This window comes from Caballeronia sp. AZ10_KS36, from assembly GCF_023631105.1.
GTDB lineage: Bacteria > Pseudomonadota > Gammaproteobacteria > Burkholderiales > Burkholderiaceae > Caballeronia.
The window spans coordinates 86,474-109,017 of sequence record NZ_JALQDQ010000040.1 but is presented as its reverse complement, the minus strand read 5'-3'; the positions used below and the strand labels follow the sequence as shown (position 1 = coordinate 109,017).

Annotated in this window: 22 protein-coding genes; 12 read left to right on the top strand and 10 right to left on the bottom strand. The window is 62.3% G+C overall.

The window, feature by feature from the left end; genetic code table 11:
* Nucleotides 1–95: 95 nt before the first annotated feature.
* Genes argE through NCR35_RS25975 form a run of 4 tightly spaced genes read right to left on the bottom strand, consistent with a single transcriptional unit; the run spans nt 96 to nt 3,694 of the window.
* Nucleotides 96–1,253, bottom strand: coding sequence for an acetylornithine deacetylase (argE, locus tag NCR35_RS25990; protein WP_250536795.1), 1,158 nt, complete (start codon nt 1,251–1,253; stop codon nt 96–98).
* Nucleotides 1,246–1,923: a DUF1028 domain-containing protein gene (locus tag NCR35_RS25985; RefSeq protein ID WP_250536794.1), complete on the bottom strand. Its 678-nt coding sequence runs from the start codon at nt 1,921–1,923 to the stop codon at nt 1,246–1,248. Before NCR35_RS25985 ends, argE begins: the two co-directional genes overlap by 8 nt.
* Before the next feature lie 10 nt (nt 1,924–1,933).
* The gene (locus NCR35_RS25980) at nt 1,934–2,368 is read right to left on the bottom strand and encodes a RidA family protein (RefSeq protein ID WP_175943322.1); all 435 of its coding nucleotides are present in this window, start codon (nt 2,366–2,368) and stop codon (nt 1,934–1,936) included.
* A gap of 18 nt (nt 2,369–2,386) precedes the next feature.
* Nucleotides 2,387–3,694 (bottom strand): flavin-containing monooxygenase, encoded by a 1,308-nt coding sequence (locus NCR35_RS25975; protein ID WP_250536793.1) that lies wholly within the window; start codon nt 3,692–3,694, stop codon nt 2,387–2,389.
* 177 nt (nt 3,695–3,871) lie between these two features.
* Here NCR35_RS25975 and NCR35_RS25970 point away from each other — a divergent pair, with 177 nt between their 5' ends.
* The 7 genes from NCR35_RS25970 (at nt 3,872) to NCR35_RS25940 (ending at nt 11,593) form a co-directional block, all read left to right on the top strand.
* Complete coding sequence (locus tag NCR35_RS25970) at nt 3,872–4,798, top strand: LysR family transcriptional regulator (protein WP_250536980.1); 927 nt, start codon at nt 3,872–3,874, stop codon at nt 4,796–4,798.
* Between the two features lie 141 nt (nt 4,799–4,939).
* Nucleotides 4,940–6,070, top strand: coding sequence for an SRPBCC family protein (locus tag NCR35_RS25965; RefSeq protein ID WP_250536792.1), 1,131 nt, complete (start codon nt 4,940–4,942; stop codon nt 6,068–6,070).
* 21 nt (nt 6,071–6,091) lie between these two features.
* On the top strand, nt 6,092–7,273 hold the full coding sequence (locus tag NCR35_RS25960; RefSeq protein WP_250536791.1) for an ABC transporter ATP-binding protein: 1,182 nt from the start codon (nt 6,092–6,094) through the stop codon (nt 7,271–7,273).
* Nucleotide 7,274: 1 nt separating this feature from the next.
* Nucleotides 7,275–8,321, top strand: coding sequence for an ABC transporter substrate-binding protein (locus NCR35_RS25955; RefSeq protein WP_250536790.1), 1,047 nt, complete (start codon nt 7,275–7,277; stop codon nt 8,319–8,321).
* A 38-nt stretch (nt 8,322–8,359) separates the two neighbouring features.
* On the top strand, nt 8,360–9,613 hold the full coding sequence (locus NCR35_RS25950; protein WP_250536789.1) for an ABC transporter permease: 1,254 nt from the start codon (nt 8,360–8,362) through the stop codon (nt 9,611–9,613).
* A gap of 23 nt (nt 9,614–9,636) precedes the next feature.
* Complete coding sequence (locus NCR35_RS25945) at nt 9,637–10,464, top strand: ABC transporter permease (RefSeq protein WP_250536788.1); 828 nt, start codon at nt 9,637–9,639, stop codon at nt 10,462–10,464.
* A gap of 79 nt (nt 10,465–10,543) precedes the next feature.
* A complete protein-coding gene (locus NCR35_RS25940; protein ID WP_250536787.1) occupies nt 10,544–11,593 on the top strand; it encodes an SDR family oxidoreductase in 1,050 nt (349 codons plus the stop codon).
* 64 nt (nt 11,594–11,657) lie between these two features.
* On the opposite strand, the gene NCR35_RS25935 is transcribed toward NCR35_RS25940, so the two are convergent.
* The 6 genes from NCR35_RS25935 to NCR35_RS25910 form a co-directional block, all read right to left on the bottom strand.
* Nucleotides 11,658–12,911 carry an MFS transporter gene (locus NCR35_RS25935; protein ID WP_250536786.1) on the bottom strand — a complete coding sequence of 418 codons (1,254 nt, stop codon included), beginning with the start codon at nt 12,909–12,911 and terminating at the stop codon, nt 11,658–11,660.
* A 284-nt stretch (nt 12,912–13,195) separates the two neighbouring features.
* Complete coding sequence (gcvA, locus tag NCR35_RS25930; RefSeq protein WP_250536785.1) at nt 13,196–14,110, bottom strand: transcriptional regulator GcvA; 915 nt, start codon at nt 14,108–14,110, stop codon at nt 13,196–13,198.
* 112 nt (nt 14,111–14,222) lie between these two features.
* The gene (locus NCR35_RS25925) at nt 14,223–14,969 is read right to left on the bottom strand and encodes an SDR family oxidoreductase (protein ID WP_250536784.1); all 747 of its coding nucleotides are present in this window, start codon (nt 14,967–14,969) and stop codon (nt 14,223–14,225) included.
* Nucleotides 14,970–15,134: 165 nt separating this feature from the next.
* A complete protein-coding gene (gene catC / locus NCR35_RS25920; RefSeq protein ID WP_250536783.1) occupies nt 15,135–15,413 on the bottom strand; it encodes a muconolactone Delta-isomerase in 279 nt (92 codons plus the stop codon).
* Nucleotides 15,414–15,483: 70 nt separating this feature from the next.
* Nucleotides 15,484–16,611 (bottom strand): muconate/chloromuconate family cycloisomerase, encoded by a 1,128-nt coding sequence (locus tag NCR35_RS25915; RefSeq protein ID WP_250536782.1) that lies wholly within the window; start codon nt 16,609–16,611, stop codon nt 15,484–15,486.
* Nucleotides 16,612–16,715: 104 nt separating this feature from the next.
* A complete protein-coding gene (locus tag NCR35_RS25910; protein WP_250536781.1) occupies nt 16,716–17,639 on the bottom strand; it encodes a LysR family transcriptional regulator in 924 nt (307 codons plus the stop codon).
* Nucleotides 17,640–17,803: 164 nt separating this feature from the next.
* Here NCR35_RS25910 and catA point away from each other — a divergent pair, with 164 nt between their 5' ends.
* The 5 genes from catA to benD all read left to right on the top strand — a co-directional run bounded on the left by catA (nt 17,804) and on the right by benD (nt 22,519).
* Nucleotides 17,804–18,739: a catechol 1,2-dioxygenase gene (catA, locus tag NCR35_RS25905; protein ID WP_250536780.1), complete on the top strand. Its 936-nt coding sequence runs from the start codon at nt 17,804–17,806 to the stop codon at nt 18,737–18,739.
* 101 nt (nt 18,740–18,840) lie between these two features.
* Nucleotides 18,841–20,199, top strand: a complete 1,359-nt coding sequence (locus tag NCR35_RS25900; protein WP_250536779.1) for a Rieske 2Fe-2S domain-containing protein — start codon at nt 18,841–18,843, stop codon at nt 20,197–20,199.
* Complete coding sequence (benB, locus tag NCR35_RS25895) at nt 20,196–20,684, top strand: benzoate 1,2-dioxygenase small subunit (RefSeq protein ID WP_250536778.1); 489 nt, start codon at nt 20,196–20,198, stop codon at nt 20,682–20,684. The genes NCR35_RS25900 and benB overlap by 4 nt, the downstream gene beginning before the upstream one ends.
* 39 nt (nt 20,685–20,723) lie before the next feature.
* The gene (benC, locus tag NCR35_RS25890) at nt 20,724–21,746 is read left to right on the top strand and encodes a benzoate 1,2-dioxygenase electron transfer component BenC (RefSeq protein ID WP_250536777.1); all 1,023 of its coding nucleotides are present in this window, start codon (nt 20,724–20,726) and stop codon (nt 21,744–21,746) included.
* A complete protein-coding gene (benD, locus tag NCR35_RS25885; protein ID WP_250536776.1) occupies nt 21,743–22,519 on the top strand; it encodes a benzoate diol dehydrogenase BenD in 777 nt (258 codons plus the stop codon). Before benC ends, benD begins: the two co-directional genes overlap by 4 nt.
* The last annotated feature ends 25 nt before the right edge of the window (nt 22,520–22,544 follow it).

Sequence of the window (22,544 nt, the reverse complement as noted above, 5' to 3'; positions counted from 1 at the left end):
ATGCGACGCGAGGTTGCGTACAGCCCCGGCGTCCACGCCCGCAGGCACGAAGCAAGACACGGACCCGCATACCGCCTCGATCCACCGAGCCGCTCTTAATTCGACAAGTAGTCGGCAAGGCGAAGCAGCATGGCATCGCAGTCGCGCAATTGCTCCACCGTGACGAACTCGTCGGGCTTATGCCCCTGATCCATGCTGCCCGGCCCGCAAACGACGGTCGGAATGCCGGCCTGCTCAAAGAGGCCGCCTTCCGTGCCGAACGCGACCGTGCCGAATTCCGCCGATCCGGCGATCAGCGCAAGAAGCTGCGCGGCTTCGCTGTCGGGCGGCGTGGCAAGACCCGGATAAGCCGACAACGGCTGCAAACTGATACCGGTATCGGGCTTGACCGCGCGCATCTTCGGCAGCAGCGTGGACTCGGCGTAGCTTTGCAGACGTTGCGCGACCTCGTTCGCATCGAAGCCGGGCAAGGCGCGCACTTCGAAGTCGAAATCGCATTCGGCCGGCACGATGTTGAGCGCGCGACCGCCCTTGATGACGCCGGTCTGCACCGTCGAGTAAGGCGGATCGAACCGTTCGTCGCGATGCTCGGGCCGCGCGAGTTCTTCGCCGATCTCGTCGAGGTGATTGATCAGGCGCGCCGCGTATTGAATGGCGTTGACGCCATACGGCGCGTACGCCGAATGGCACGGCGCGCCCTTCACGCAGCAGCGCATCGCGAGCTTGCCCTTGTGTCCGAGCACGGGCTTGAGTTCCGTCGGCTCGCCGATGAGACACAGCACCGGCTTGTGTTCCCGTTGCGCGAGTTGCGCGAGCATCGGACGCACGCCCAGGCATCCGATCTCTTCGTCATATGAAAAGGCCAGATGCACGGGCATCTTGAGGTCGCGTTCGATGAACGTCGGCACCGCTGCCAACACCGACGCGAGATAGCCCTTCATGTCCGCCGTGCCGCGTCCATAAAGCCGCCCTTCTTTCTCGACGAGTTTGAACGGATCGACGGTCCATGCCTGCCCATCGACGGGCACGACATCCGTATGTCCGGACAACGCAATGCCGCCGCGATCGCGCGGGCCGATGGTGGCAAAGAGACTCGCCTTGGTGCGCTCGTCGTTATGAAAGAGCTCGCATTCGACGCCATGTTGCGCGAGATAATCACGAACGAACTCGATCAGCGCGAGATTCGAATCTCGGCTGACCGTCGCGAAGCCGATCAGCTTTTCGAGTAGCGCACGGCTTCGCATCTCATTCATCGCCCGGCACTCCATAGCTCGGCGCGGCGGTCGGATTCAGCGCGCGCGTCACGTAGTCCTTCATCTGCGGCGCGTAGGCGGTCCACAAGTCGCGGAGCTTGCCGATGGGGTCGTCGTCGGCCCAATCCACGCGCAAATCGACGAGCGGCCAGCTCAGATCGCTCACGATCTTCAGCGCGGCCGAATGAACGGGGCCCGCCTCGCCGCCTGCGGCCATAGCCGCTTGCATGGCCGCCAGCAAGCGATCCGCAAGCAGGCCGTCAGCTTGCGCAAATGCGGGCGGCATCGCTTCGATGACATGCGTGCCGGCCAGCATGTTGCCCGCCGCGACGCACTGATCGCCCGCGACTGCGTGATGCGTGCCGAGCGCTTCCTTGCCGCTGAAAAATGCGGTGCGCCCTTGCGCGTCGATGACCGTAACCTGCCGATACTCGCGCCATTCGTTCGCATCGAGCGCCTGTTGCAGCGCCTCCGCTGGCGCGAGCCGCTTATCGGCCAGAAGATCGAGAATCTGCGGCCCGAGCGCGGGCAGTGTGACGTTTTGCGTCGCCACGGCACCGACGCCCGCGCGCAGCCACGGACAACGCGCGCCGACCGCGATGCTCGACGAACTGATGGCAATGCCGAGCTGCCCCGTTTTGTCACACCGACCGACGATAGAGAAAGTCATTAGGTGTCCTTTACGCTTCGGGGGTCCATCCATCGGGGATCACGGCGATCACGTCGATCTCCATGAGCCATTGCGGCTGACCCAACGCGACGACGGTCAGCCCGGTCGAAATGGGAAACACGCCCTTGAGCCACTTGCCGACTTCCCTGTACACCGGCTCGCGATACCGCACGTCCGTCAGGTACGTCGTCGTCTTGACGATGTGCGAGAGGTCGCTGCCCGCTTCTTCGAGCAACTGCTTCACGTTCTTCATCGCCTGTTCGGCCTGCGCGCGCGCATCGCCGAGTCCGACGAGATTGCCTTCGAAATCCGTGCCCACTTGGCCGCGAACATAGACGGTATTGCCCGCGCGCACGGCCTGGCAGAGATCGTTGTCGAGTGTCTGATTCGGATACGTATCCTTCGTGTTGAACATGCGGATACGCGTATGCGTCGGTTGGCTCATCGATTCACCTGATTCGGTTCAGTTGGCTTGTACGCTTTCTTCGCTGTGGGGCTTGGCCGCGTGGTCATGCGGCGAGTCGTAATACGCCTGATATTTGCGTTGCGTGACGATGTGATCCGCGACGTGTTTCGCGTCGTGCCACACGCCCCAGATAAAAGCGGAGCCGCGTCGCGAGAGCCACGGCAAGCCGAGAAAATAAATACCCGGTTCCTTCGATACCCCTCGCTGGTGCTTCGGCTTGCCGTTCTCGTCGAAGGCATCGACTTGCAGCCAGCTGAAGTCGGTGACATAGCCCGTCGCCCAGATGATCGAGCTTACGCCTGCTTGCGCGAGATCGAGTTCGAGCAGCGGATTTGTGACGCAATCCGGATCGGCCGGGATCATGCGTGCTTCCGGTTCAGCGGGAAGATCGAGGCCATTGCGGGTGGCGTACATGTCGGCGGCATCGAGCAGCGACAGATAGTTTTGATCGCCCCGTGCAATGTTTTCTGCGAGATCGTCATTGAAGCGAGCCACGCCGTTCTCGAACGCTTTTGTCAAACCGACGAGCGTGATGCCCTGATGCGCGAGCCGGCGAAAGTCGACCGTTTGCCCGCCGCGCGCGCCGCTCACCGCAATGGTCACATGTTCGCGGCCCGGCTTCATGACTTCGGCGTCCCACTCGCCGAGCACGCCGAGCCACCAGCAGAAGTCGCGGCCGCGATAGGCGCGCGGCGGTCGATCGTGCGCGCCCACCGACAGATAGACGCGGCGCCCCGCACGCTGCAATTCATCGGCGATCTGCACGCCCGACGATCCCGCGCCCACGACCAGCACGCCGCCTGCGGGCAATTGCTGCGGATTGCGGTAATCAGCGGAATGAATTTGCGTGAGCGATGCGTCTTGCGGTGCGATCGGCGGAATCACGGGCTTCTGAAACGGCCCGGTCGCGACGACCACGCGCTTCGCTTCGATCACGCCATCGGACGTCTCGACGGTAAAACCCGGACGCCCCCTGTTGCGCACGACCTTCTTCACTTCGACGCCGGTGCGTATAGGCGCATCGAATTTCTTCGCATAGGCGACGAAATAGTCCGCGATTTCTTCTTTCGGCGGAAAGCCGTCGGGCGCCGTCTGCGCGTACTCGAGATTGGGAAAGCGATCGTGCCACGCAGGGCCATTCGCCACGAGCGAGTCCCATCGACCCGTGCGCCAGCGCTCCGCAATGCGCGCGCGTTCCAGCACGAGATGCGGCACGCCGTGCCGGCTCAGATGTTCGCTCATTGCGACGCCGGCCTGGCCTGCGCCGACCACGAGCGTGTCGATCGAAGTAGTTTCCGCTGTCATGGCTATGTCCTTCCGAGAGGCTCGTATGGCCGTTCCTATGCCGACTGAATCTACGCGCCACGACCGGATCAATAAAATATTTTCAAAAAATGCATAGCATGGGATTTACCTATGCAGCCATTTTTGTCCACCGCACAATGCAATGCAGTTCGGCTCTGAGAAGGTCTGATGGTCGCGATGGAAAGTCATCCGTTACGCTATTCGCTGCGGCAGTTGCGCTATTTCGTGGTCGCGGCAGAGGCCCTGTCTTTCACCGCGGCGGCGAGGAAGCTGCATATCTCGCAGCCGTCGATTTCCACCGCGCTCGCGGACCTCGAAGTGTCCTTCGGGGTTCAGCTATTCATCCGGCATCACGCGAGCGGTTTGTCGCTGACGCAGGCCGGACGCGATCTCCTCGGGCAAGCCCGCAATCTGCTGAAGATTGCCGAAGAACTTCAGATGGCCGCCAAGGAACTTGATGGCGGCATGACCGGCTCCATCGCGCTCGGCTGCCTCGTTTCGCTCGCGCCGCCGCTGATGCCGGGCCTCATCAGCCGCTTCACGGCCGATCACGCGGGCATCGCGTTTCGCACGGTCGAAGGCCACCAGGACGCCCTGCTGCGGGGACTGCACGACGGCTCGATCGACCTTGCGCTGACCTATAGCCTCGATCTCACCGAGGACATCGCGTTCACGCCGCTCTTGTCGTTGCCGCCTTATGCGATCCTGCCGCGCACGCATCGCCTCGCGCGCGCCCGCAAGATCTCGCTGGCCGATCTGCTGCCCGAGCCTTACGTCATGCTGGACCTGCCGCATAGCCGCGAATATTTCGCCGCGCTCTTCGATGCGGTCGGCAATCGGCCGGTGCCGGCATTTCGCTCGTCGCAGCCGGAAGTGGTGCGAGGCATGGTGGCAAACGGCCTCGGCTATAGCCTGCTTAACTTCCCGCTCAAATCGAACCGCACCGTGGACGGCGAAGAGTTCCTCATTAAGCGTTTCAAAGACAACGTGAACGCGACGATGCTCGGCGTCGCGCAATCCCGCACCATGAAGCCGCGCCAGGTGGTGCACCGTTTCACCTCGTTCTGCGAGAACTACATACGGCGACTACGTATCGACACTTGATGGCCGTTGTATAGGAAAAAGCTTTGCCCTGTATCCGAAAACAATATTTTGACTGGCATATTGGCTTGATAGATTGAGTCCATGCCGAGTGCCTGCCAAGATAAAAGGCACTCCCGCTCACTGCACGAGGAGAGAATCGTCATGGCCCACCTGAACGAGCTGATGAACGCATTGCGCGATGGATGCGACCGCCCGTTCAGCGACGCCCATGCGATGCCGCCCGGCGTCTACACCTCGGCCGACTTTCTCGCGCTCGAAGAAGAGCGCATCTTTTCGCGCGAATGGCAGTGCGTCGGGCGCGCGAGCGCGCTGAAAGCGCCGGGCGACTACCTCACCGCGCGCATCGCCGCGCAACCGGTGGTCGTCTTGCGGGACGAGGAGATGCAACTCAAGGCAATGTCCAACGTGTGCCTGCATCGCATGTCGATCCTGCTCGAAGGACGCGGCAACGTGCGACGCATCGTGTGTCCTTATCACGCGTGGAATTATTCGCTCGATGGCGCGTTGAAAGGCGCGCCGCTGATGGATCGACAAGAAGGCTTCTGCAAGGAAAGCTATAAGCTGCCCGCCGTGCGCTGCGAAGAATGGCAAGGCTGGATCTATGTGACGCTCGATGCGAACGCGCCACCCGTCGGCAAACAACTCGCCGAGCTGGACACGTTGATCGAATCGTACGGCATGACCGACTACATCGAAACGTTCTATGAAGAGCACGTGTGGGACACGAACTGGAAGATCCTCGCCGAGAACTTCATGGAGAGCTATCACCTGCCGATGCTGCATCGCGCGACGGTAGGTCCGCACTCGCGGTTGGAAGAGATGGAATGTCCGCCGGGTCATGCGGCGTTCAACTATCACTGGATCACGAAAGAAGCTTCGTTGCCCATTGGTAATGCGCATCCGGACAACACGCGCTTGTCGGGGCACTGGCGCAAGACGACTGCGCTGCTCGCCATCTATCCGACGCATCTCGTGACATTGACGCCCGGCTACTTCTGGTATCTCGTGCTTCAACCGGAGGGCGTCGGCCGCGTGCATATCCGCTTCGGCGGCGGACTCGCGCCGGAATTCATCGCCGATCCTGAAGCCAACGCGCACATGGCAACGCTCAAGAAACTGCTGGACGAAGTGAACGCCGAAGACAAGCGCGGCGTGCAAGCCGTGTTTCGCGGCGTGCACGCACCGTTGGCGAAGCCGGGACATCTGAGCCATCTCGAACGGCCCAACTATGACTTCGCGCGCTATCTCGCGGGCAAGCTGAACTCGCAGTAAGAACGACAGGACGCCATCACGATGTCGAACTCTTCCTTCATCTCATTCTCGGGCGTGAGCAAATCGTATGACGGCGCGAATTACGTCGTCGACGGCTTGAACCTCGACGTAAGCAAGGGGGAATTCCTGTCGCTGCTCGGGCCGTCAGGCTCGGGCAAGACGACCACGCTGATGATGCTCGCCGGTTTCGAATCGCCGACGCAGGGCGAGATCCGGCTCGATGGCAAGCGGCTCGACGACAAGCCGCCGCATCGGCGCGACATCGGCATGGTGTTCCAGAACTATGCGCTGTTTCCGCATCTGACGATTGCCGAGAACGTCGCGTTCCCGCTCTCGGTGCGGCGCGTGAGCCGTGCGGATCAGAAGACACGCGTGAAGCGCGCGCTCGAGATGGTGGAATTGCCGCATCTGGCCAACAGGCGGCCGGCACAGCTTTCGGGCGGGCAACAGCAGCGCGTGGCGCTCGCGCGCGCGCTCGTGTTCGAGCCGAGCGTCGTGTTGATGGACGAACCGCTCGGCGCGCTCGACAAGCGCCTTCGCGAGACCATGCAGTATGAAATCATGCGGCTGCATCGCGAGTTAGCGCTGACCATTGTCTATGTGACGCACGATCAGGCCGAGGCACTCACCATGTCGGACCGCGTCGCCGTGTTCTCCGATGGACGCATTCAGCAAGTGGCCACGCCGAGCGAGCTCTACGAGAACGCGCAGAACGCGTTCGTCGCGAACTTCGTCGGCGAGAACAACGGCCTGACGGGACGCGTCATGACGTGCGACGACTCATGGGCAACCTTTGCGCTTTCGGACGGCAGCATCATTCGCGGCCGATGCGAGTCCGGCCTGCGCGTCGGCGACGAAGCCATGCTGGCGCTGCGCCCCGAGCGCGCGCATATCCCGAGCGCGGAAGGCATGCATCTCGACGAGCACGACAATGTCGTGCGCGCCCGCGTGAACGAACTCGTGTATTGCGGCGATCATCATCGTGTGCACCTGACGCTCGGCTCGCGCGACGCGATCGTCGTGAAGGTGCCCAATACGCAGCGTCACGCGTTGCCGTCATCCGGCGACATGATCGATGTCGCGTGGCGTCACGACGACTGCAAGATTCTCGCGATGAGCGCCCCGCCTCGCGCGAGCGCAACCCCTTCTTCCACCTCGCCAACCCCTTCTCTCATCACGACCGCACCCGCAGGAGCCAACTGACATGCGCACTCAATTCAAAGCACAATGCGCCGCACTCGCACTACTCGCCTTCGGCACGATGACATCGCAGGCGGCGGAAACGCTGCATGTGGTCACGTTCGGCGGCGCATTCGAAGCAGCAGCCAAGAAGGCGTGGATGGACCCGTTCACGCAGGCCACCGGCACGCAGTTCTCGCTCGAATCGTATGACGGCGGCCTCGCCAAGCTCTCCGCGATGGAGCAGGCCAAGAACACGACGTGGGACCTGATCGACCTCGAAACCAACGATGCGATCACCGGATGCGACGAAGGGCTGCTCAAGAAGTTCGACAAGAAGTCGCTCGGCAATACCAGCGACTTCATTCCCGGATCGCTCAGCGACTGCGCGGTCGCGAGCATGGTCTGGTCGACGGTCTATGCGTATGACACGAGCAAGCTGAAGAGCGCGCCTTCCACCGTCAACGACTTCTTCGACACGCAGAAATTCCCCGGCAAGCGCGGCCTGCGCAAGTCGCCGAAGGTGACGCTGGAGTGGGCGCTGATCGCCGATGGCGTCGATCCCAAGGATGTGTACAAGGTGCTCGGCACGCCCGCGGGCGTCGATCGCGCGTTCAAGAAGCTCGACACCATCAAGAAGGACATCGTGTGGTGGGAGTCGGGCGCGCAGGCGCCGCAGCTGCTCGCCGATGGCGCTGTCGTGATGGTGCAAGCCTATAACGGCCGCATCGACGATGCGGTGAGAAAGGACCACAAGCCGTTCAAGTCCGTGTGGGACGCGCAGGTCTACGACTTCGAATGGTGGGCCATTCCGACCGGCGCGAAGAACGCCGACCTCGCCTCGAAGTTCATCGTGTCGCAGGCGCAGCCGAAAGCATCGGCGGATCTGTCGAAGTACATCGCCTATGCGCCGCCGCGCAAGGAAGCGGTCGCGCTCGTCGACAAGCAGCGTCTCGCCGACATGCCGACCGCGCCCGCGAACTTCAAGCGCGCCGTGCAGATCAACGCGAACTTCTGGGCCGACAACGCAGACGCCATCAACAAGCGCTTTCAGGTCTGGCTGACGCAATAAGCGGCCACGGCATACGAGAGGACCAAGCGAGGACGAACATGCCCGCATCGATTCACGCGACGACCGCCGCCTCGCACGCAAGCGCCGAAGGCCGCGCGTCGTACAACAAGGCGCAACGACGCGCCTCGATGCGGGCGCTTCTGCTCGCGTTGCCGCTGATCGTATTTCTGTTGTCTACCTTTATCGCGCCCATTGCGCTGTTGCTCGCTCGCAGCGCGCAGAACCATGAAGTGCCGGACGGCATGCCCGCGCTCGCGCGCGCATTGAACGCATGGGACGGTCAGGGCGTGCCGGATGAACATACGTTCGCCCTGCTCGCATCCGGATTGAAGGAAGCGCAGGAAAGCGGTCAGCTCGGCACCATCGCGCGGCGTCTCAACTTCGCGCAGCCCGAGTTCCGCAGCTTGTTGATGCGCACGGCCCGCAAGCTGCATGACGACACGCCCAAAGCATGGAAACCCGCGTTGATCGATATGGACGAACGCTGGAATTCACCGGAAATCTGGCGGTTGCTCAAGCGTGCGGCTCAATCGCCGACGCCCGACTATCTGCTCGCCGCCGTCGATGCGCAGGTCACGCCGCAAGGCACGATCGCGTCGATGCCGGCGAATGCGTCGGTCTATCGCGAAGCCTTCGCCCGCACGGTATCCATCAGCGCGACGGTCACGCTGCTGTGCCTCGTGCTCGGCTATCCGGTTGCGTGGCTGCTCGCCAATCTGCCCGCGAAGACCAGCAACCGGCTGATGCTCTTCGTGATCGTGCCGTTCTGGACGTCGCTGCTCGTGCGCACCACCGCATGGTACGTGCTGCTGCAACCGGGCGGCGTCATCAACAGCGTGCTCTCGGGACTCGGACTCGCGACGCATCCGGTGCCGCTCATTTTCAATCGCGCGGGCGTGCTGATCGGCATGACGCATGTGCTCTTGCCCTACATGATCCTCGCGATCTACTCGGTGATGAAAAGCGTGTCGCCCGTGTATATGCGGGCCGCCAAGTCGCTCGGCGCGCATCCTTTCACTGCGTTTGTTCGCGTGTACGTGCCGCAGACGCTGCCCGGCGTCGGCGCGGGATGCTTTCTCGTCTTCGTGCTCGCGCTCGGCTACTACATCACGCCCGCGCTGCTCGGCGGCGCCGGCGACGAGATGATCAGCCAGCTCATCGCCATTCAGACGAACACACAACTGAACTGGGGGCTCGCGGGCGCGCTCTCGGCCTATCTCGTCATCTTCACGGCGGTGTTCTATTTCCTGTTCAACCGCATCGTCGGCATCGACCGGCTGCGCTTCGGTTGATTCGACCCATCCGGAGGAAGCTCATGCAAGACAAACGCAACACGGTGCTGACGGAACGCATCGCTGCGGGCTGGGTGCGCCTGCACACCGCGCTTGTCCTGTTCTTTCTGATCGCGCCGATCCTCGCCATCATCCCGCTGTCCTTTAATTCGGGGTCCTACTTTTCCTATCCGATGGAGGGCTTCTCGTTCCGTTGGTACGAAAAGGCGCTGACGAGCGGCGACTGGCAGCGTGCGTTGTTGAACAGCATCGGCATCGGCGCGGCCTCGACCTTCATCGCCACGTGTCTCGGCACGCTCGCGGCGCTCGGCTTGTCGCGCTCGCAGTTTCCGTTGCGCTCGGTCATCATGCCCATCCTGATCTCGCCGATGATCGTGCCCATCGTCGTGGTCGCGGCAGGCTTCTATCTGATCTTCGCGCCGCTGGGGCTCGTGAATTCGTATCCCGGCGTCGTGCTCGCGCATGCCGCGCTTGGCACGCCGTTCGTCGTCATCACGGTAACGGCGTCGTTGTTGTCCTTCGATCAGAGCTTGTTGCGCGCCGCATCGGGCCTCGGCGCGACGCCCTGGATCGCGTTTCGCCGCGTCACGTTGCCGCTCATCACGCCTGCCGTCGCGACAGGAAGCGTGTTCGCGTTCGCCACATCGTTCGACGAGGTCATCGTGATCCTGTTCATCGGCGGACCGGACCAGAAGACAGTGCCGCGTCAGATGTGGAGCGGGATTCGCGACGCCATCGATCCATCCATCCTTGCGGTCGCGACGATGCTGATCGTCTTCGCCGTGCTGCTGTTCGCAAGCATCAACCGCTTGAGGGCGCGGGCATTGGCGGCGAATCAGGCGCTGACGTAACCTGCGCCGAAGTGCCGAGCCAGCCCTTGGTGCGGCGATTGCTGCGCAAACGCCAAGCACTTCACTCTCAGGGCCAGGCATGAAACGCTATAAAGCACTCGTGGCGGGCGGCGTCGGCGTGATCGGACGTCAACTCGTCGATCATCTCGCGTCGCTGCCGGATTGGGACGTCATCGGGCTGTCACGGCGCACGCCCGATCAAGCGCAACCCGGCGAGCACATTGCAGTCGATCTGCTCGATGCGGAAGACGTGCGCGCGAAGCTCGGCGGGCTCGGCGACGTTACGCACATCTTTCACGCCGCGTATCAGGAAAAGCCCACGCCGCAGGCGCTCATCGACGTGAACCTCGGCATGTTGCGCAATCTGGTGAGCGTCGTCTCCGACAGTTCGCCGGCGCTTCAGCGCGTCGTGTTATACGAGGGCGCGAAGTACTACGGCGCGCACCTCGGCCGCTTCAAGACGCCCGCGCGCGAAGACGACCCGCGACACATGCCGCCCAACTTTTATTACGACATGGAAGACTGGCTCGTCCAGGAAGCGGCGGGCAAGGCCTGGGATGCGGTCGTGCTTCGTCCGGATGTGGTGTGCGGCTTCGCGCTCGGCAATCCGATGAATCTTTCGATGGTCATCGCCGTGTATGCCGCGATCAGCAAGGAGCTAGGACTGCCGCTGCGCTTTCCCGGCACCGCGACGTGCTACGGCAAGCTCGCGCAAGTCACCGATGCGGCGCAGCTCGCACGCGGGTCCGTGTGGGCCGCGACCGACGCGCCCGGCGGCGAAAGCTATAACCTCACGAACGGCGATGTATTCCGCTGGGACCAGCTATGGCCCGCCATCGCCGATCATCTCGACATGCCGCTCGCCGAACCGCAGACCATCAGCCTGCGCGACTACATGGCGGACAAGGGGCCGCTGTGGGAGCGCATGGTGAAGAAATACGGTCTCGTCGATATTCCGTACGAGCACGTCGCCGCGTGGGGCTTCGGCGACTTCATCTTTCGCTGCGACTGGGACGTGATCTCCAGCACGACGAAGATCCGGCAGGCAGGCTTTCATGATGTCGTCGATAGCACCGACATGTTCCTGCGTCTGTTCGACGAGTTTCGCGAGCGCAAGGCCATTCCTTGAACGAATCGCATGGTGAGCCACGCAAGACCGGCGGCTCCGTATGCGGTAGCCGCCATCAACCCGTTCATCGCGCGATGGCGACACCGTCGTCGGCGTTGCGTGCCTCTGTGCGCAGTTCGCACGCTTTCCTCAGCGATGCGCTGAAGCAAAGCCACAGTGCGAGCGACCCCGTCGACACGCCGCCGAGCACGAGAAAGGCCGTCGCATAACCGAAGCGCTGCGCGAGCACGCCGCCGAGCGCGGGACTCAGCGCCGCGCCGAGATTCTGCACCGTCATGACCACGCCCTGCCCGACGTTGACGCGCCCCGTGCCCTGCAGCAGCCGCACGACCAACGCCGGCACTGCTACGCTCTGCAGTCCCGCGCCGATGCCGTCGAGCGCCTGCACGGGCCACACGCCCCACGCCGTGATGCACATTGCCGCGACCACGCCGCGCACCGGCAATGCCAGGAACGTCACGAGAAGCACGCGCCAGTATCCGATGCGCTGAATGAGCCGGTTGGCGAAGAACGCCGCCGCGACCATGACGAGCTGCGCGACAACGATGGTCTCTGCAGTGAACGCGCTCGGATCGCCCTTGTGCGCGGCGACGATGGCAAGCCCATACAGCGGAAGCATGGCCGCGTTGCCAAGATGGAACATCGCGAGTGCGGCGGCGAGGAGCAACAACGGGCGCGATCTGAGCAGCACGCGAAAGCCGCTTGCGTGCTCGTGCTCTGCTGCCGACGCGCCGCTCAGTCCCCGCGCGCTGTCGTGATCGATGCAATCGCGTGGGATCAGGATCGCGGAGAGAACCGTCATCGCCCCGAAGACACCGGCGAGCGCGAACACCGCGCCGAAGCCGAAGCGCCAGCCGAGCCAGCCCGACAACGCGGCTCCGACGACATTGCCCGCGTGATTGGCAACCTGATTGCGCCCGAACTGGCGATCGAAGCCGCGTTCGCGCACCATGCCGAGCGTCACGCCTGCCACGGCGGGACCGAGTGCCGCGCCTGTCACGGCCGTGATGACTTGCGACGCGGCGACTGTCCAGTAGCTGTGCGACACCCACAGCACGAGCGAGGCGAGCGTCGTCATCACGCCCGCGACGACGATGATCGTGCGCTTGTAATGCGTCGCATCGACGAGTGCCCCGGCGGGCGAGGTCGCCAGCATGGCCGCAATCCCGCCGAGCGTCATGACCGTGCCGATTCCTTCCGGTTGCCAGCCGTGAGCCTGAAGGAAGACGCCGAGAAAAGGACCGATGCCGGCCTGCACATCGGCCATGAAGAAGTTGAGCGCCTCGAGCGCGTAATGCGGCATGTTCGGGGGAATCATGAGCCTGTCAGTGCCTCCCATTCTTCAGTGCATGAGCGTCGATCAGCGCGCCTGAGTGCGGCGCTTGAGCCTAGCGCAGATGATACAGACGCGACGTGACAGCCGCTGTATCGCAGGCCGGCTGTTGCGGGTTGATCAACAAAGGGAGGTCTGCTCGTCAGGTCATGGCCCGGCAATGGGCGCATGGTGTGTATAAGATTTGTACATGGGACCGCGCTGGCTTCGCTTGGCGTGCGTGGGCTGTTCAGCGCACTTCTGCAATCGACACGTCGATGCGAGCGACGCTACCGCGAGCCTGTCTCTTCGAGCAGCCACTCCTTGAAGGCGATGACCGGTGCGCTCTGTGCGCTTTCTTTGCGGTGCACGAGGTAGTACGCGAGTTCGCAGCCTTGGACGATGTCGAACGGTCTCGCGAGACGGCCTTCCGCAAGGTCGCGCTCCACCAGCGTCGTGCGGCCGAGCGCGACGCCATTGCCCGATATCGCGGTCTGAATGGCCATCGCGGAATCGTTCAACTGGAGTCCGCGATCCGTCTCCACCGCATCGCGAATGCCTGCGTGCAGGAGCCAAGAACGCCATGTCGGGAAGACCACGGAGCCGCGCATCGACGTGTCGTGGATCAACTGGTGGTGCTTCAGATCGAGCGGCGTCTTCAGCGCGCGTCGCCCTTTGAGTAGCTTCGGGCTGCAAACAGGGAAGAACTCGTCGCGTAGAAGGAACGTCGAGACGAGGTTCGGCCACGTGCCGCCGCCGTATCGGATGCCCACGTCGATACGCTCGGCGGCGAAGTCGACGAGGTGTCCGCTGGTATCGATGCGCAGGTCGTAATAAGGATGCTTGCGTTGAAAGCCTTCCACGCGCCACAGCAGCCATTTATCGGCGAACGCCGGAGGCACCGTGACGGTGAACCTGATGCGCGACTTGCTGGCTTTCAGTCGTTCGACGGCGCTCGACAGAAGATCGAATCCGCCTTGCAAATCGGCGAGTGCGTTATGCGCCGCGTCGGTGAGCGTCAACCGCGACGCGCCGGACGTCGAACGATGAAACAACTCCACGTCCAGATAGTCTTCGAGCCCGCGAACCAGTTGACCGACCGCAGCCGGCGTGACATTGAGTTCGGATGCGGCCGCCGCGTAGCTGAGATGACGCGCCACGGCCTCGAAAGCGCGCAGTGCATTGAGATTGGTGGGAGCTCGCATGAAGATCGTCGATCGGGTCGAAGAAGCGACTGTACCTTGCGTAGCGTTCTCTATGCACGGCCCTTGGCGCTATAGCGTACCGCGGGCGAAGGCCGCCGGCGGCCGCCTATCGTCAGATTTGCGAGAGGCCGCCGTCGGCCACGAGTTCCGCGCCGGTCATGTACGACGCGTCGTCGCTTGCGAGGAAGAGCACCGCCCGCGCGATCTCGTCCGCCCGGCCCGCTCGCTTGAGCGGAACGGCAGCGGCGAGCGCCTCGCCGGTCTTTTTCAACTCTTCTTCGTCAAGGCCGAGCTTGCTGGCGAACGGCGTGTCGATCGGCCCGGGACTGACCGCATTCACGCGGATATTGCGCGGCGCGAGTTCCGCGCCGATGGACCGTACCAGTGATCGCACGGCCGCCTTCGTCGCCGACAGCACCGAGAGCCCGGGCGTGCCGACCGTATTGAGAAACGAGGTCGTCACAACGATGCTGCCCCCGTCGCGAAGGTACGGCGCGGTCTTCTGGATCGTGAAGAACAAGCCGCTCACGTTCAACGCGAATTGGTTGTTGAACTGCTCGGGCGTCACATCGGCGAACCGCGCCGCTGTGCCTGCTCCGGCGTTAGCGAATACGATATCGAGCGCACCGTGAACTTCGATGGCTTCCGCGACTGCACGATCGATCTGCGACGGATCGCGCAAGTCCGCGCGCAGGACCGTGGCGGCGTCGCCGAGTTCGCGTTGCGTATCGGCAAGCCGCTTTTCGTGAGTGCCCAGGACGATGACCTTCGCCCCTTCTTCGATAAACAGCTTCGCAGCTGCGAGACCGATTCCCGACGTGCCGCCCGTGACGAGTGCCACCTTGTTTGCAAGTTTCATGATGTCCGTCCTTCTGTTCGGTTGCGAAAGATCGGATGCAGCGCTGCTTTCCGGTGACTCAATATTCGGCCATGCAACGCGTGCGAGCAAATGAGAAGAACTGCGCGGGCGGGATAGAAAATCTTTTTCGGGTAAGCGACGTACTGCGCCTCGCGTTTCGCCGTATCAGCGAATCGCCGATGGATGACGCGCAAGCGGCGTCACCTGCATGGTCATATGAGGGAACAACGGCAAGCCGGACAAGATGGTATGAAGTTCGTCGTGCGAGTCGACATCGAAGACGCTGTAATTCGCATACTCTCCGACCACGCGATGCAACTGCTGCCACTTCCCAGCCCGTTGCAGTTCCTGCGAATAGGCTTTCTCCCGCGCCTTGATTTCGTCGGCTTGTGCTGCGGGCATGTCGTACGGCAAGTGAACGTCCATTCTGACGAGATAAAGCATGTCTGCTCCTGTGGATGACGCTAGTTCGCTATGCAGCGACGACACCGGTCGATATGTTCTGCGGCGAACCTTACGCCTTCTTGTCGCGACGATAGAACGCGAGCTTGTCTTCATCGATCTGCAAACCAAGTCCCGTGCCTTGCGGCAGATGCAGATCGAAATCGCGATACAGCGGACGCGCCGTCACGATGTCGTCCTTCAGCAGCAGCGGACCGAACAACTCCGTGCCCCACGCGAGTTGCGGCAGCGCGCTGAAGCCGTGCGCCGAAGCGATAGACCCGATACTGCCTTCGAGCATCGTCCCGCCATAGAGCGACACGCCGGCCGCGTCGGCAACGGCCGCCGTGCGCATCATGCCGAAGATGCCGCCGGACTTCGCGATCTTCAGCGCGAACACATCGGCGCACGCACCGCGCACGAGTTCGAGCGCGTCTTCCGGCCCGGTGACGGCTTCATCCGCCATGATCGGGACCACGAACCGCGCGGTAAGACGCGCGAGCGCGCCCCGCTGCTCACGCGGCGTAGGTTGCTCGACAAGGTCGATGCCTGCGGCCTCCAGAGCCTGAATACCGAAGGCCGCATCGACCTCGTTCCACGCCTGATTTACGTCGACCGTCACCTTCGCGCGCTCGCCCAGCGCCGCCTTGATCTTCGCCACATGCGCGACGTCGTCGCGCACGCTGCGGCGACCGATCTTCAGCTTGAACACGTTATGCCGGCGTTCGGCGAGCAGCATCTCCGCTTCCTCGATATCGCGGTTCGTGTCGCCGCTCGCGAGCGTCCATAGAACCGGAAGCGTCGTGCGCACCGCGCCGCCGAGCAGTGTCGAGACCGGAACGCCGAGACGCTTGCCCTCTGCATCCAGCAACGCTGTTTCGATGCCCGACTTCGCGAACCGGTTGCCGCGCGCGACCTTGTTCAGCTTGAGCATCGCCGCGTTGATGTTCGTCGCGTCCTGCCCGATCAACGCCGGCGCGAGGTAAGTATCGATAGTGAGCTTGATGCCTTCGGGGCTTTCTTCGCCATACGACAGACCACCGATGGTCGTCGCTTCGCCGATGCCTTCTATGCCGTCGCTCGCAGTGAGGCGGATGATGACCATGGTTTGATGCTGCATCGTCGCCATGGAAAGCTGGTGCGCGCGGATGGTCGGAAGGTCGACCAGAATGGCTTCGACGGAAGTAATGTGGGCGTTCATACCTGGAGTGACGGAAATGGATGGGTTGCTGAAGTATTGCCCGCGCAAACTCCGGCTGTCCAAGACCATCGACGTCTAGTGCCATACCGCGCAGGTATGACGCGCTATGGCGCCTTGTCGGCGGGCGCGACGTGCGAGATGTGCTCTTCGTCGTAGAGGCGATAAATCAGCGCCAGCATTTCCTTGATATCGCGCGATTCGTCCATCGCTCGCATGCTCATGATGATGGGCGAAGTAAGAGTCGGGTCGTCGAGCTCTTTATAGCTGACGTCGTCGCGCTTTAAGCCATACACGCTGCTCGGGACGATGGAAATACCTTCGCCAGCGGCCACCAGCCCCAACGCAATCTGAATCTCGCGCACTTCGTAGGTCTTGCGTGGCTTGAGGCCGCGGTCCTGAAACGCCGCGAGAACCTGATCCGCATAGCTCGGGCGCGGGGTCTTCGGGTAAATGATGAGCGTCTCGTTGACGAGGTCGCGCAACGCCGAAACCGGCTTGGCAAGCGCGAGCGGATGACCGAGCGGAAACGCGACGATCATCTTCTCTTCTCTTAGCACCACGCGCCGGATGTTCGCGTCCTCCAGACGAATGCGGCCGAAGCCTACGTCGATATTGCCTTCCTTGAGCGCCCTGATCTGATCGGTCGTCGACATTTCCTGAAGGCTCAATTCGACGGTAGGGTTCTCGTCCCTGAAGCGGCGAATGATTTTCGGCAGAAGCCCGTACAGCGTCGACGCGACAAAACCCACCGACATGCTGCGCTCGATATTGCCGACGCGCCGTGTCATGGATTCCAGCTCGGCGGTCTTGGCGAGCAACTGCACCGCGTGCTCGTAGAAGAACTTGCCCGTCTCCGTCAGCTTGAGAGGCCGCGAGTTTCGCTCGAATAGCTGCACGCCGAGCGTCTCTTCCAACTGCTGTATCTGCCGGCTCAATGGCGGCTGCGCGATATGGAGCCGCTGTGCGGCGCGCGTGAAATTGCGCTCCTCGGCTACCGCTACGAAGTAGCGGAGATGTCGCAGTTCCATACGATACCTCCGGGATATAGCGCGATACTAAATCAGTGTTGGACTATGCGTTTGGGCGTCCACTATTCTGCATTCACGCCTTGTTTCATCGACCGATTATACCTTCCGAGCATATGAAAACCGGCGATAACAAGGGTTAACCCAATAGAGAGTCAGGAGCAGACATGAGCGCCAAAGTATTCGACACGAAGGAAGTGCAGGACCTGCTTAGGGCCGCTGCCAACCTCGGCACACAGCAAGGCAATGCACGCGCGAAGCAGATCACGCATCGTCTGCTCGCGGACCTCTTCAAGGCCATCGACGACCTCGACATGACGCCGGACGAAGTCTGGGCCGGCGTGCACTACTTCAACAAGCTCGGGCAAGATGGCGAGGCAGCGCTTCTCGCAGCGGGCCTCGGCATCGAGAAGTATCTGGATATCCGCATGGACGCAGCGGATCGCGAAGCGGACATTCACGGCGGCACGCCGCGCACCATCGAAGGCCCGCTGTATGTCGCGGGCGCGCCGGTGCGTGATGGCGTATCGAAGATCGACATCAATCCCGACGAAGACGCCGGACCGCTCGTCATTCGCGGCACGGTCACGGGCGCCGACGGCAAGCCCGTGGCAGGCGCGGTCGTCGAATGCTGGCACGCGAATTCGAGGGGCTTCTACTCGCATTTCGACCCGACTGGCGCGCAGGACGAATTCAACCTGCGCGGCGCGGTGCGGACCGGCGCGGACGGCAAGTACGAATTTCGCACGCTGATGCCGGTGGGTTATGGCTGCCCGCCGCAAGGCGCGACGCAGCAAGTGCTCGACGCGCTCGCCCGCCATGGCAACCGCCCCGCGCATGTGCACTTCTTCGTCACGAGCGACAAAACGCGCAAGCTGACGACGCAAATTAACATCGAAGGCGACCCCCTGATCTGGGACGACTTCGCCTACGCGACGCGCGAGGAACTCGTTCCGCATGTCGTCGATAAGACCGGTGGCAAGGACCTCGGTCTCAAGACGGATGCCTACAAGGAGATCGAATTCGACATTCGCCTGACGCCACTCGTCGACGGTAAGGACAACCAATTAGTCAACCGACCGCGCGTCGCGATCACCGCCTGACGACATCCCGGCGGCCCGCACCGGGGCCGCTTTCTTCACCCCACGATTCATTCGAACCGATGCCGATGGCTTCATCGCGAAGCCGGCATAGGAGACGACTCATGTCTGCAATTATCGACAAAGCGCGGCGCCTCGAAGACTTGCTCACCAACGCCGTTGAGGACGACAAGGAAAACGGCGTGTTCCGTTGCCGTCGCGACATCTTCACGAACCCGGATCTATACGAACTCGAGATGAAGCACATCTTCGAGAGCAACTGGGTCTATCTGGCTCACGAAAGTCAGTTGCCGAACAATAACGATTACTACACTACGTGGATCGGCAGGCAGCCCATCGTCATCACGCGCGACAAGACCGGCGAACTGCACGCGGTCATCAATGCCTGCGCGCACAAAGGTGCGATGTTGTGCCGCCGCAAGCACGGCAACAAGGGCAGCTTCACCTGTCCGTTTCACGGCTGGACGTTTTCGAACGCAGGCAAGCTGCTGAAGGTGAAGGATGAGAAGACCACCGAGTATCCCGTGCAGTTCAACAAGCAAGGCTCGCATGACCTGAAGAAAGTGGCGCGCTTTCAGAACTATCGCGGCTTCCTGTTCGGCAGCCTGAGCGACGACGTGATGCCGCTCGAAGACTATCTCGGCGAAACCAAGGTCATCATCGACCAGATCGTGTCCCAAGCGCCCGATGGTCTCGAAGTGCTGCGCGGAAATTCATCGTATATCTACGACGGCAATTGGAAGCTGCAAATGGAAAACGGCTGCGACGGCTATCACGTCAGCACCGTGCACTGGAACTATGCGGCAACCATGGGCCGCCGCAAGGTGGAAGGCACCAAGGCAGTCGATGCGAACGGCTGGAGCAAATCCGTCGCGGGCGTCTATGGCTTCGAGCATGGGCACATCCTGCTCTGGACCAATACGGTGAACCCGGAAGTCCGCCCGGTCTATGAACATCGCGACGAGATCGCGGCGCGCGTGGGCGAGGACAAGGCCAAGGTCATCGTCAATCAGACGCGCAACCTGTGCCTCTATCCGAACGTGTTTCTGATGGATCAGTTCAGCACGCAAATTCGCGTGGTTCGGCCGATCAGCGTCGACAAGACCGAGGTCAGCATCTTCTGCTTCGCACCGAAAGGCGAAAGCGCGGAGAGCCGCGCCATCCGCATTCGTCAATACGAAGACTTCTTCAACGTCTCAGGCATGGGCACGAGCGACGACCTGGAAGAGTTCCGTGCGTGCCAGGCCGGCTATGCGAGCGCGACTTCGATGTGGAACGACATGTCGCGCGGTGCGCCGCTCTGGATTCACGGACCCGATGCGAATGCGAAGAGCATGGGCCTGAACCCGCTCATCTCGGGCGAGCGCAGCGAAGACGAAGGCCTCTTCGTGGTCCAGCACGAATACTGGATGCGCGTCATGCGCGGGGCTCTGCGCAAAGAACAGACGGAGGCGACGGCATGAGCACCGACTACCAGAAGATCTGCAGCGCGTTGTATCAGGAAGCGCGTTTTCTCGATGACCGTCAATGGGACGAGTGGCTCGCCTGTTATACGGAAGACGTCGAATACTGGATGCCCGCGTGGGACGACGACGACAAACTCACCGAGGACCCGCACAGCGAAATCTCGCTGATGTATTACGCGGATCGCGGCGGCCTGGAAGATCGCGTGTTTCGCATCAAGACCGAGCGCAGCGGCGCATCGATGCCCGAGCCGCGCACGAGCCACACCATCAGCAACGTGGAAGTGCTGGCCGACCGCGACATGGAGATCGACGTCCGCTACAACTTCAACACGCTGAGCCATCGCTACAAGGTGACGGATCTCTTCTTCGGAACGATGTTCGTCACGTTGCGCAAGATCGACGACCGCCTGCTCATCGCGCGCAAGAAGATCGTGTTGAAGAACGACTATATCCGCCAGGTGCTCGACGTCTATCACGTTTGAATCCACTCGCCGGAAAGCATCACGGAAACAGGAGGCAGTATGTCCAGCTACAACATCGCATTGAATTTCGAAGACGGCGTAACGCGCTTTGTCGAATGCAAGGCCGGCGAGAAAGTCCTCGACGCCGCATTTCGCGCGAAGATCAATCTGCCGATGGATTGTTCCGACGGCGTGTGCGGCACCTGTAAATGCCGCGCCGAGAGCGGCCGCTACGATCTCGGCGACGACTACATCGAAGACGCACTCAGCGACGACGAGAAAGACAGCGGGCACGTGCTCACGTGCCAGATGGTGCCGCAAAGCGATTGCGTCATTGCAGTCCCGGCTTCATCGACGGCATGCAAGACCGCGCAGAGCAAGTTCACCGCAACCGTCACGAAGGTCGAGCAGCATAACGACGCCGCCGTGGTGCTCGAACTGGATGTGGAGAACGCTGCGCCCGTGTTTCTTCCGGGCCAGTACGTCAATATCGACGTTCCCGGCAGCGGCGAGCATCGCTCGTATTCGTTCTCGTCCGCGCCGGGTTCGTCGCGGATCAGCTTTCTCATCAAGAGGATTCCGGGCGGCGTGATGAGCACCTGGCTCGAAGCGGCGAAAACGGGCAACAAGGTGGAATTCACCGGACCGCTCGGGAGTTTTTATCTTCGCGCAGTGGAGCGCCCGCTGCTGTTCCTCGCGGGCGGCACGGGTCTCGCGCCGTTTCTCTCCATCCTCGAAGTGCTCGCGCGCGCCGGCTCGCAGCAGAAAGTCCATCTCATCTACGGCGTCACGCGCGATCTGGACCTCGTACAGGTCGAGGCCATCGAGGCATACACGGCGACGCTGCCGAACTTCACGTTCAGCACCGTCGTCGCGGAAGCGGCTTCGAGCCATCCGCGCAAGGGCTGGGTGACGCAGCACATGCCGGCCGAATGTCTGAACGATGGCGACGTGGATGTGTATCTGTGCGGTCCTCCGCCGATGGTCGACGCGGTGCGCAAGCATTTCGACGACAACGGCGTGAAGCCCGTCAGCTTCCACTACGAGAAATTTACTCCTAACGCAGCGCCGGTGACCGCATGAACGCGCAACGATTCGAGGGCAAGGTGATGGTCGTGACCGGCGCGGCGCAGGGCATCGGGCGGGGCGTCGCGTTGCGCGCGGCGGCCGAAGGGGCGAAGGTGCTGTTCGTGGACCGCGCCGACTTCGTCTGCGAAGTCGCTGCCGAAGCGACGGGCGCGGACACCGCAGGCTTCGTCGCGGATCTGGAGACCTATGACGGTGCGGCATCCACCATGGCGTTCGCCGTGAAGAAGTTCGGCGGCATCGATATTCTCGTCAACGGCGTGGGCGGCGCGATTCGCATGCGGCCGTACGCCGAGTTCGAGCCCGCGCAGATCGATGCGGAAATACGGCGCTCGCTCATGCCGACTCTGTATGCGTGTCATGCGGTCCTTCCGCACATGCTTGCGCAAGGCCGTGGGACTATCGTCAATGTGTCATCGAATGCGACGCGCGGCATTCGACGCGTGCCCTATTCGGCGGCTAAAGGCGGCGTCAATGCGCTGACGCAGTCGCTCGCGATGGAGTATGGCGAACACAATATCCGCGTAGTCGCTGCGGCGCCCGGTGGCACGCAGGCACCTCCGCGGCGCGTGCCGCGCAACGCCGACGGAGACAGCGCACAAGAGAAGGCATGGATGAGCGAAGCAGTGAAGCAGGTCACGGACTCGACGTTCTTCAAGCGTTACGGCACGCTCGATGAGCAGATCGCCCCGATCCTCTTTCTTGCGTCGGATGAAGCCGGCTACATCACGGGTGCGGTGTTGCCCGTTGCAGGCGGCGACAACGGATAGCGCGTTGACAACGACGGCGCTAGCG

What these genes read in the sequence shown, in the direction of transcription:
- argE (WP_250536795.1), bottom strand. Translation starts at nt 1,253, where the DNA reads ATGAATGAGATGCGAAGCCGTGCGCTACTCGAAAAGCTGATCGGCTTC.
- NCR35_RS25985 (WP_250536794.1), bottom strand. Translation starts at nt 1,923, where the DNA reads ATGACTTTCTCTATCGTCGGTCGGTGTGACAAAACGGGGCAGCTCGGC.
- NCR35_RS25980 (WP_175943322.1), bottom strand. Translation starts at nt 2,368, where the DNA reads ATGAGCCAACCGACGCATACGCGTATCCGCATGTTCAACACGAAGGAT.
- NCR35_RS25975 (WP_250536793.1), bottom strand. Translation starts at nt 3,694, where the DNA reads ATGACAGCGGAAACTACTTCGATCGACACGCTCGTGGTCGGCGCAGGC.
- NCR35_RS25970 (WP_250536980.1), top strand. Translation starts at nt 3,872, where the DNA reads ATGGAAAGTCATCCGTTACGCTATTCGCTGCGGCAGTTGCGCTATTTC.
- NCR35_RS25965 (WP_250536792.1), top strand. Translation starts at nt 4,940, where the DNA reads ATGGCCCACCTGAACGAGCTGATGAACGCATTGCGCGATGGATGCGAC.
- NCR35_RS25960 (WP_250536791.1), top strand. Translation starts at nt 6,092, where the DNA reads ATGTCGAACTCTTCCTTCATCTCATTCTCGGGCGTGAGCAAATCGTAT.
- NCR35_RS25955 (WP_250536790.1), top strand. Translation starts at nt 7,275, where the DNA reads ATGCGCACTCAATTCAAAGCACAATGCGCCGCACTCGCACTACTCGCC.
- NCR35_RS25950 (WP_250536789.1), top strand. Translation starts at nt 8,360, where the DNA reads ATGCCCGCATCGATTCACGCGACGACCGCCGCCTCGCACGCAAGCGCC.
- NCR35_RS25945 (WP_250536788.1), top strand. Translation starts at nt 9,637, where the DNA reads ATGCAAGACAAACGCAACACGGTGCTGACGGAACGCATCGCTGCGGGC.
- NCR35_RS25940 (WP_250536787.1), top strand. Translation starts at nt 10,544, where the DNA reads ATGAAACGCTATAAAGCACTCGTGGCGGGCGGCGTCGGCGTGATCGGA.
- NCR35_RS25935 (WP_250536786.1), bottom strand. Translation starts at nt 12,911, where the DNA reads ATGATTCCCCCGAACATGCCGCATTACGCGCTCGAGGCGCTCAACTTC.
- gcvA (WP_250536785.1), bottom strand. Translation starts at nt 14,110, where the DNA reads ATGCGAGCTCCCACCAATCTCAATGCACTGCGCGCTTTCGAGGCCGTG.
- NCR35_RS25925 (WP_250536784.1), bottom strand. Translation starts at nt 14,969, where the DNA reads ATGAAACTTGCAAACAAGGTGGCACTCGTCACGGGCGGCACGTCGGGA.
- catC (WP_250536783.1), bottom strand. Translation starts at nt 15,413, where the DNA reads ATGCTTTATCTCGTCAGAATGGACGTTCACTTGCCGTACGACATGCCC.
- NCR35_RS25915 (WP_250536782.1), bottom strand. Translation starts at nt 16,611, where the DNA reads ATGAACGCCCACATTACTTCCGTCGAAGCCATTCTGGTCGACCTTCCG.
- NCR35_RS25910 (WP_250536781.1), bottom strand. Translation starts at nt 17,639, where the DNA reads ATGGAACTGCGACATCTCCGCTACTTCGTAGCGGTAGCCGAGGAGCGC.
- catA (WP_250536780.1), top strand. Translation starts at nt 17,804, where the DNA reads ATGAGCGCCAAAGTATTCGACACGAAGGAAGTGCAGGACCTGCTTAGG.
- NCR35_RS25900 (WP_250536779.1), top strand. Translation starts at nt 18,841, where the DNA reads ATGTCTGCAATTATCGACAAAGCGCGGCGCCTCGAAGACTTGCTCACC.
- benB (WP_250536778.1), top strand. Translation starts at nt 20,196, where the DNA reads ATGAGCACCGACTACCAGAAGATCTGCAGCGCGTTGTATCAGGAAGCG.
- benC (WP_250536777.1), top strand. Translation starts at nt 20,724, where the DNA reads ATGTCCAGCTACAACATCGCATTGAATTTCGAAGACGGCGTAACGCGC.
- benD (WP_250536776.1), top strand. Translation starts at nt 21,743, where the DNA reads ATGAACGCGCAACGATTCGAGGGCAAGGTGATGGTCGTGACCGGCGCG.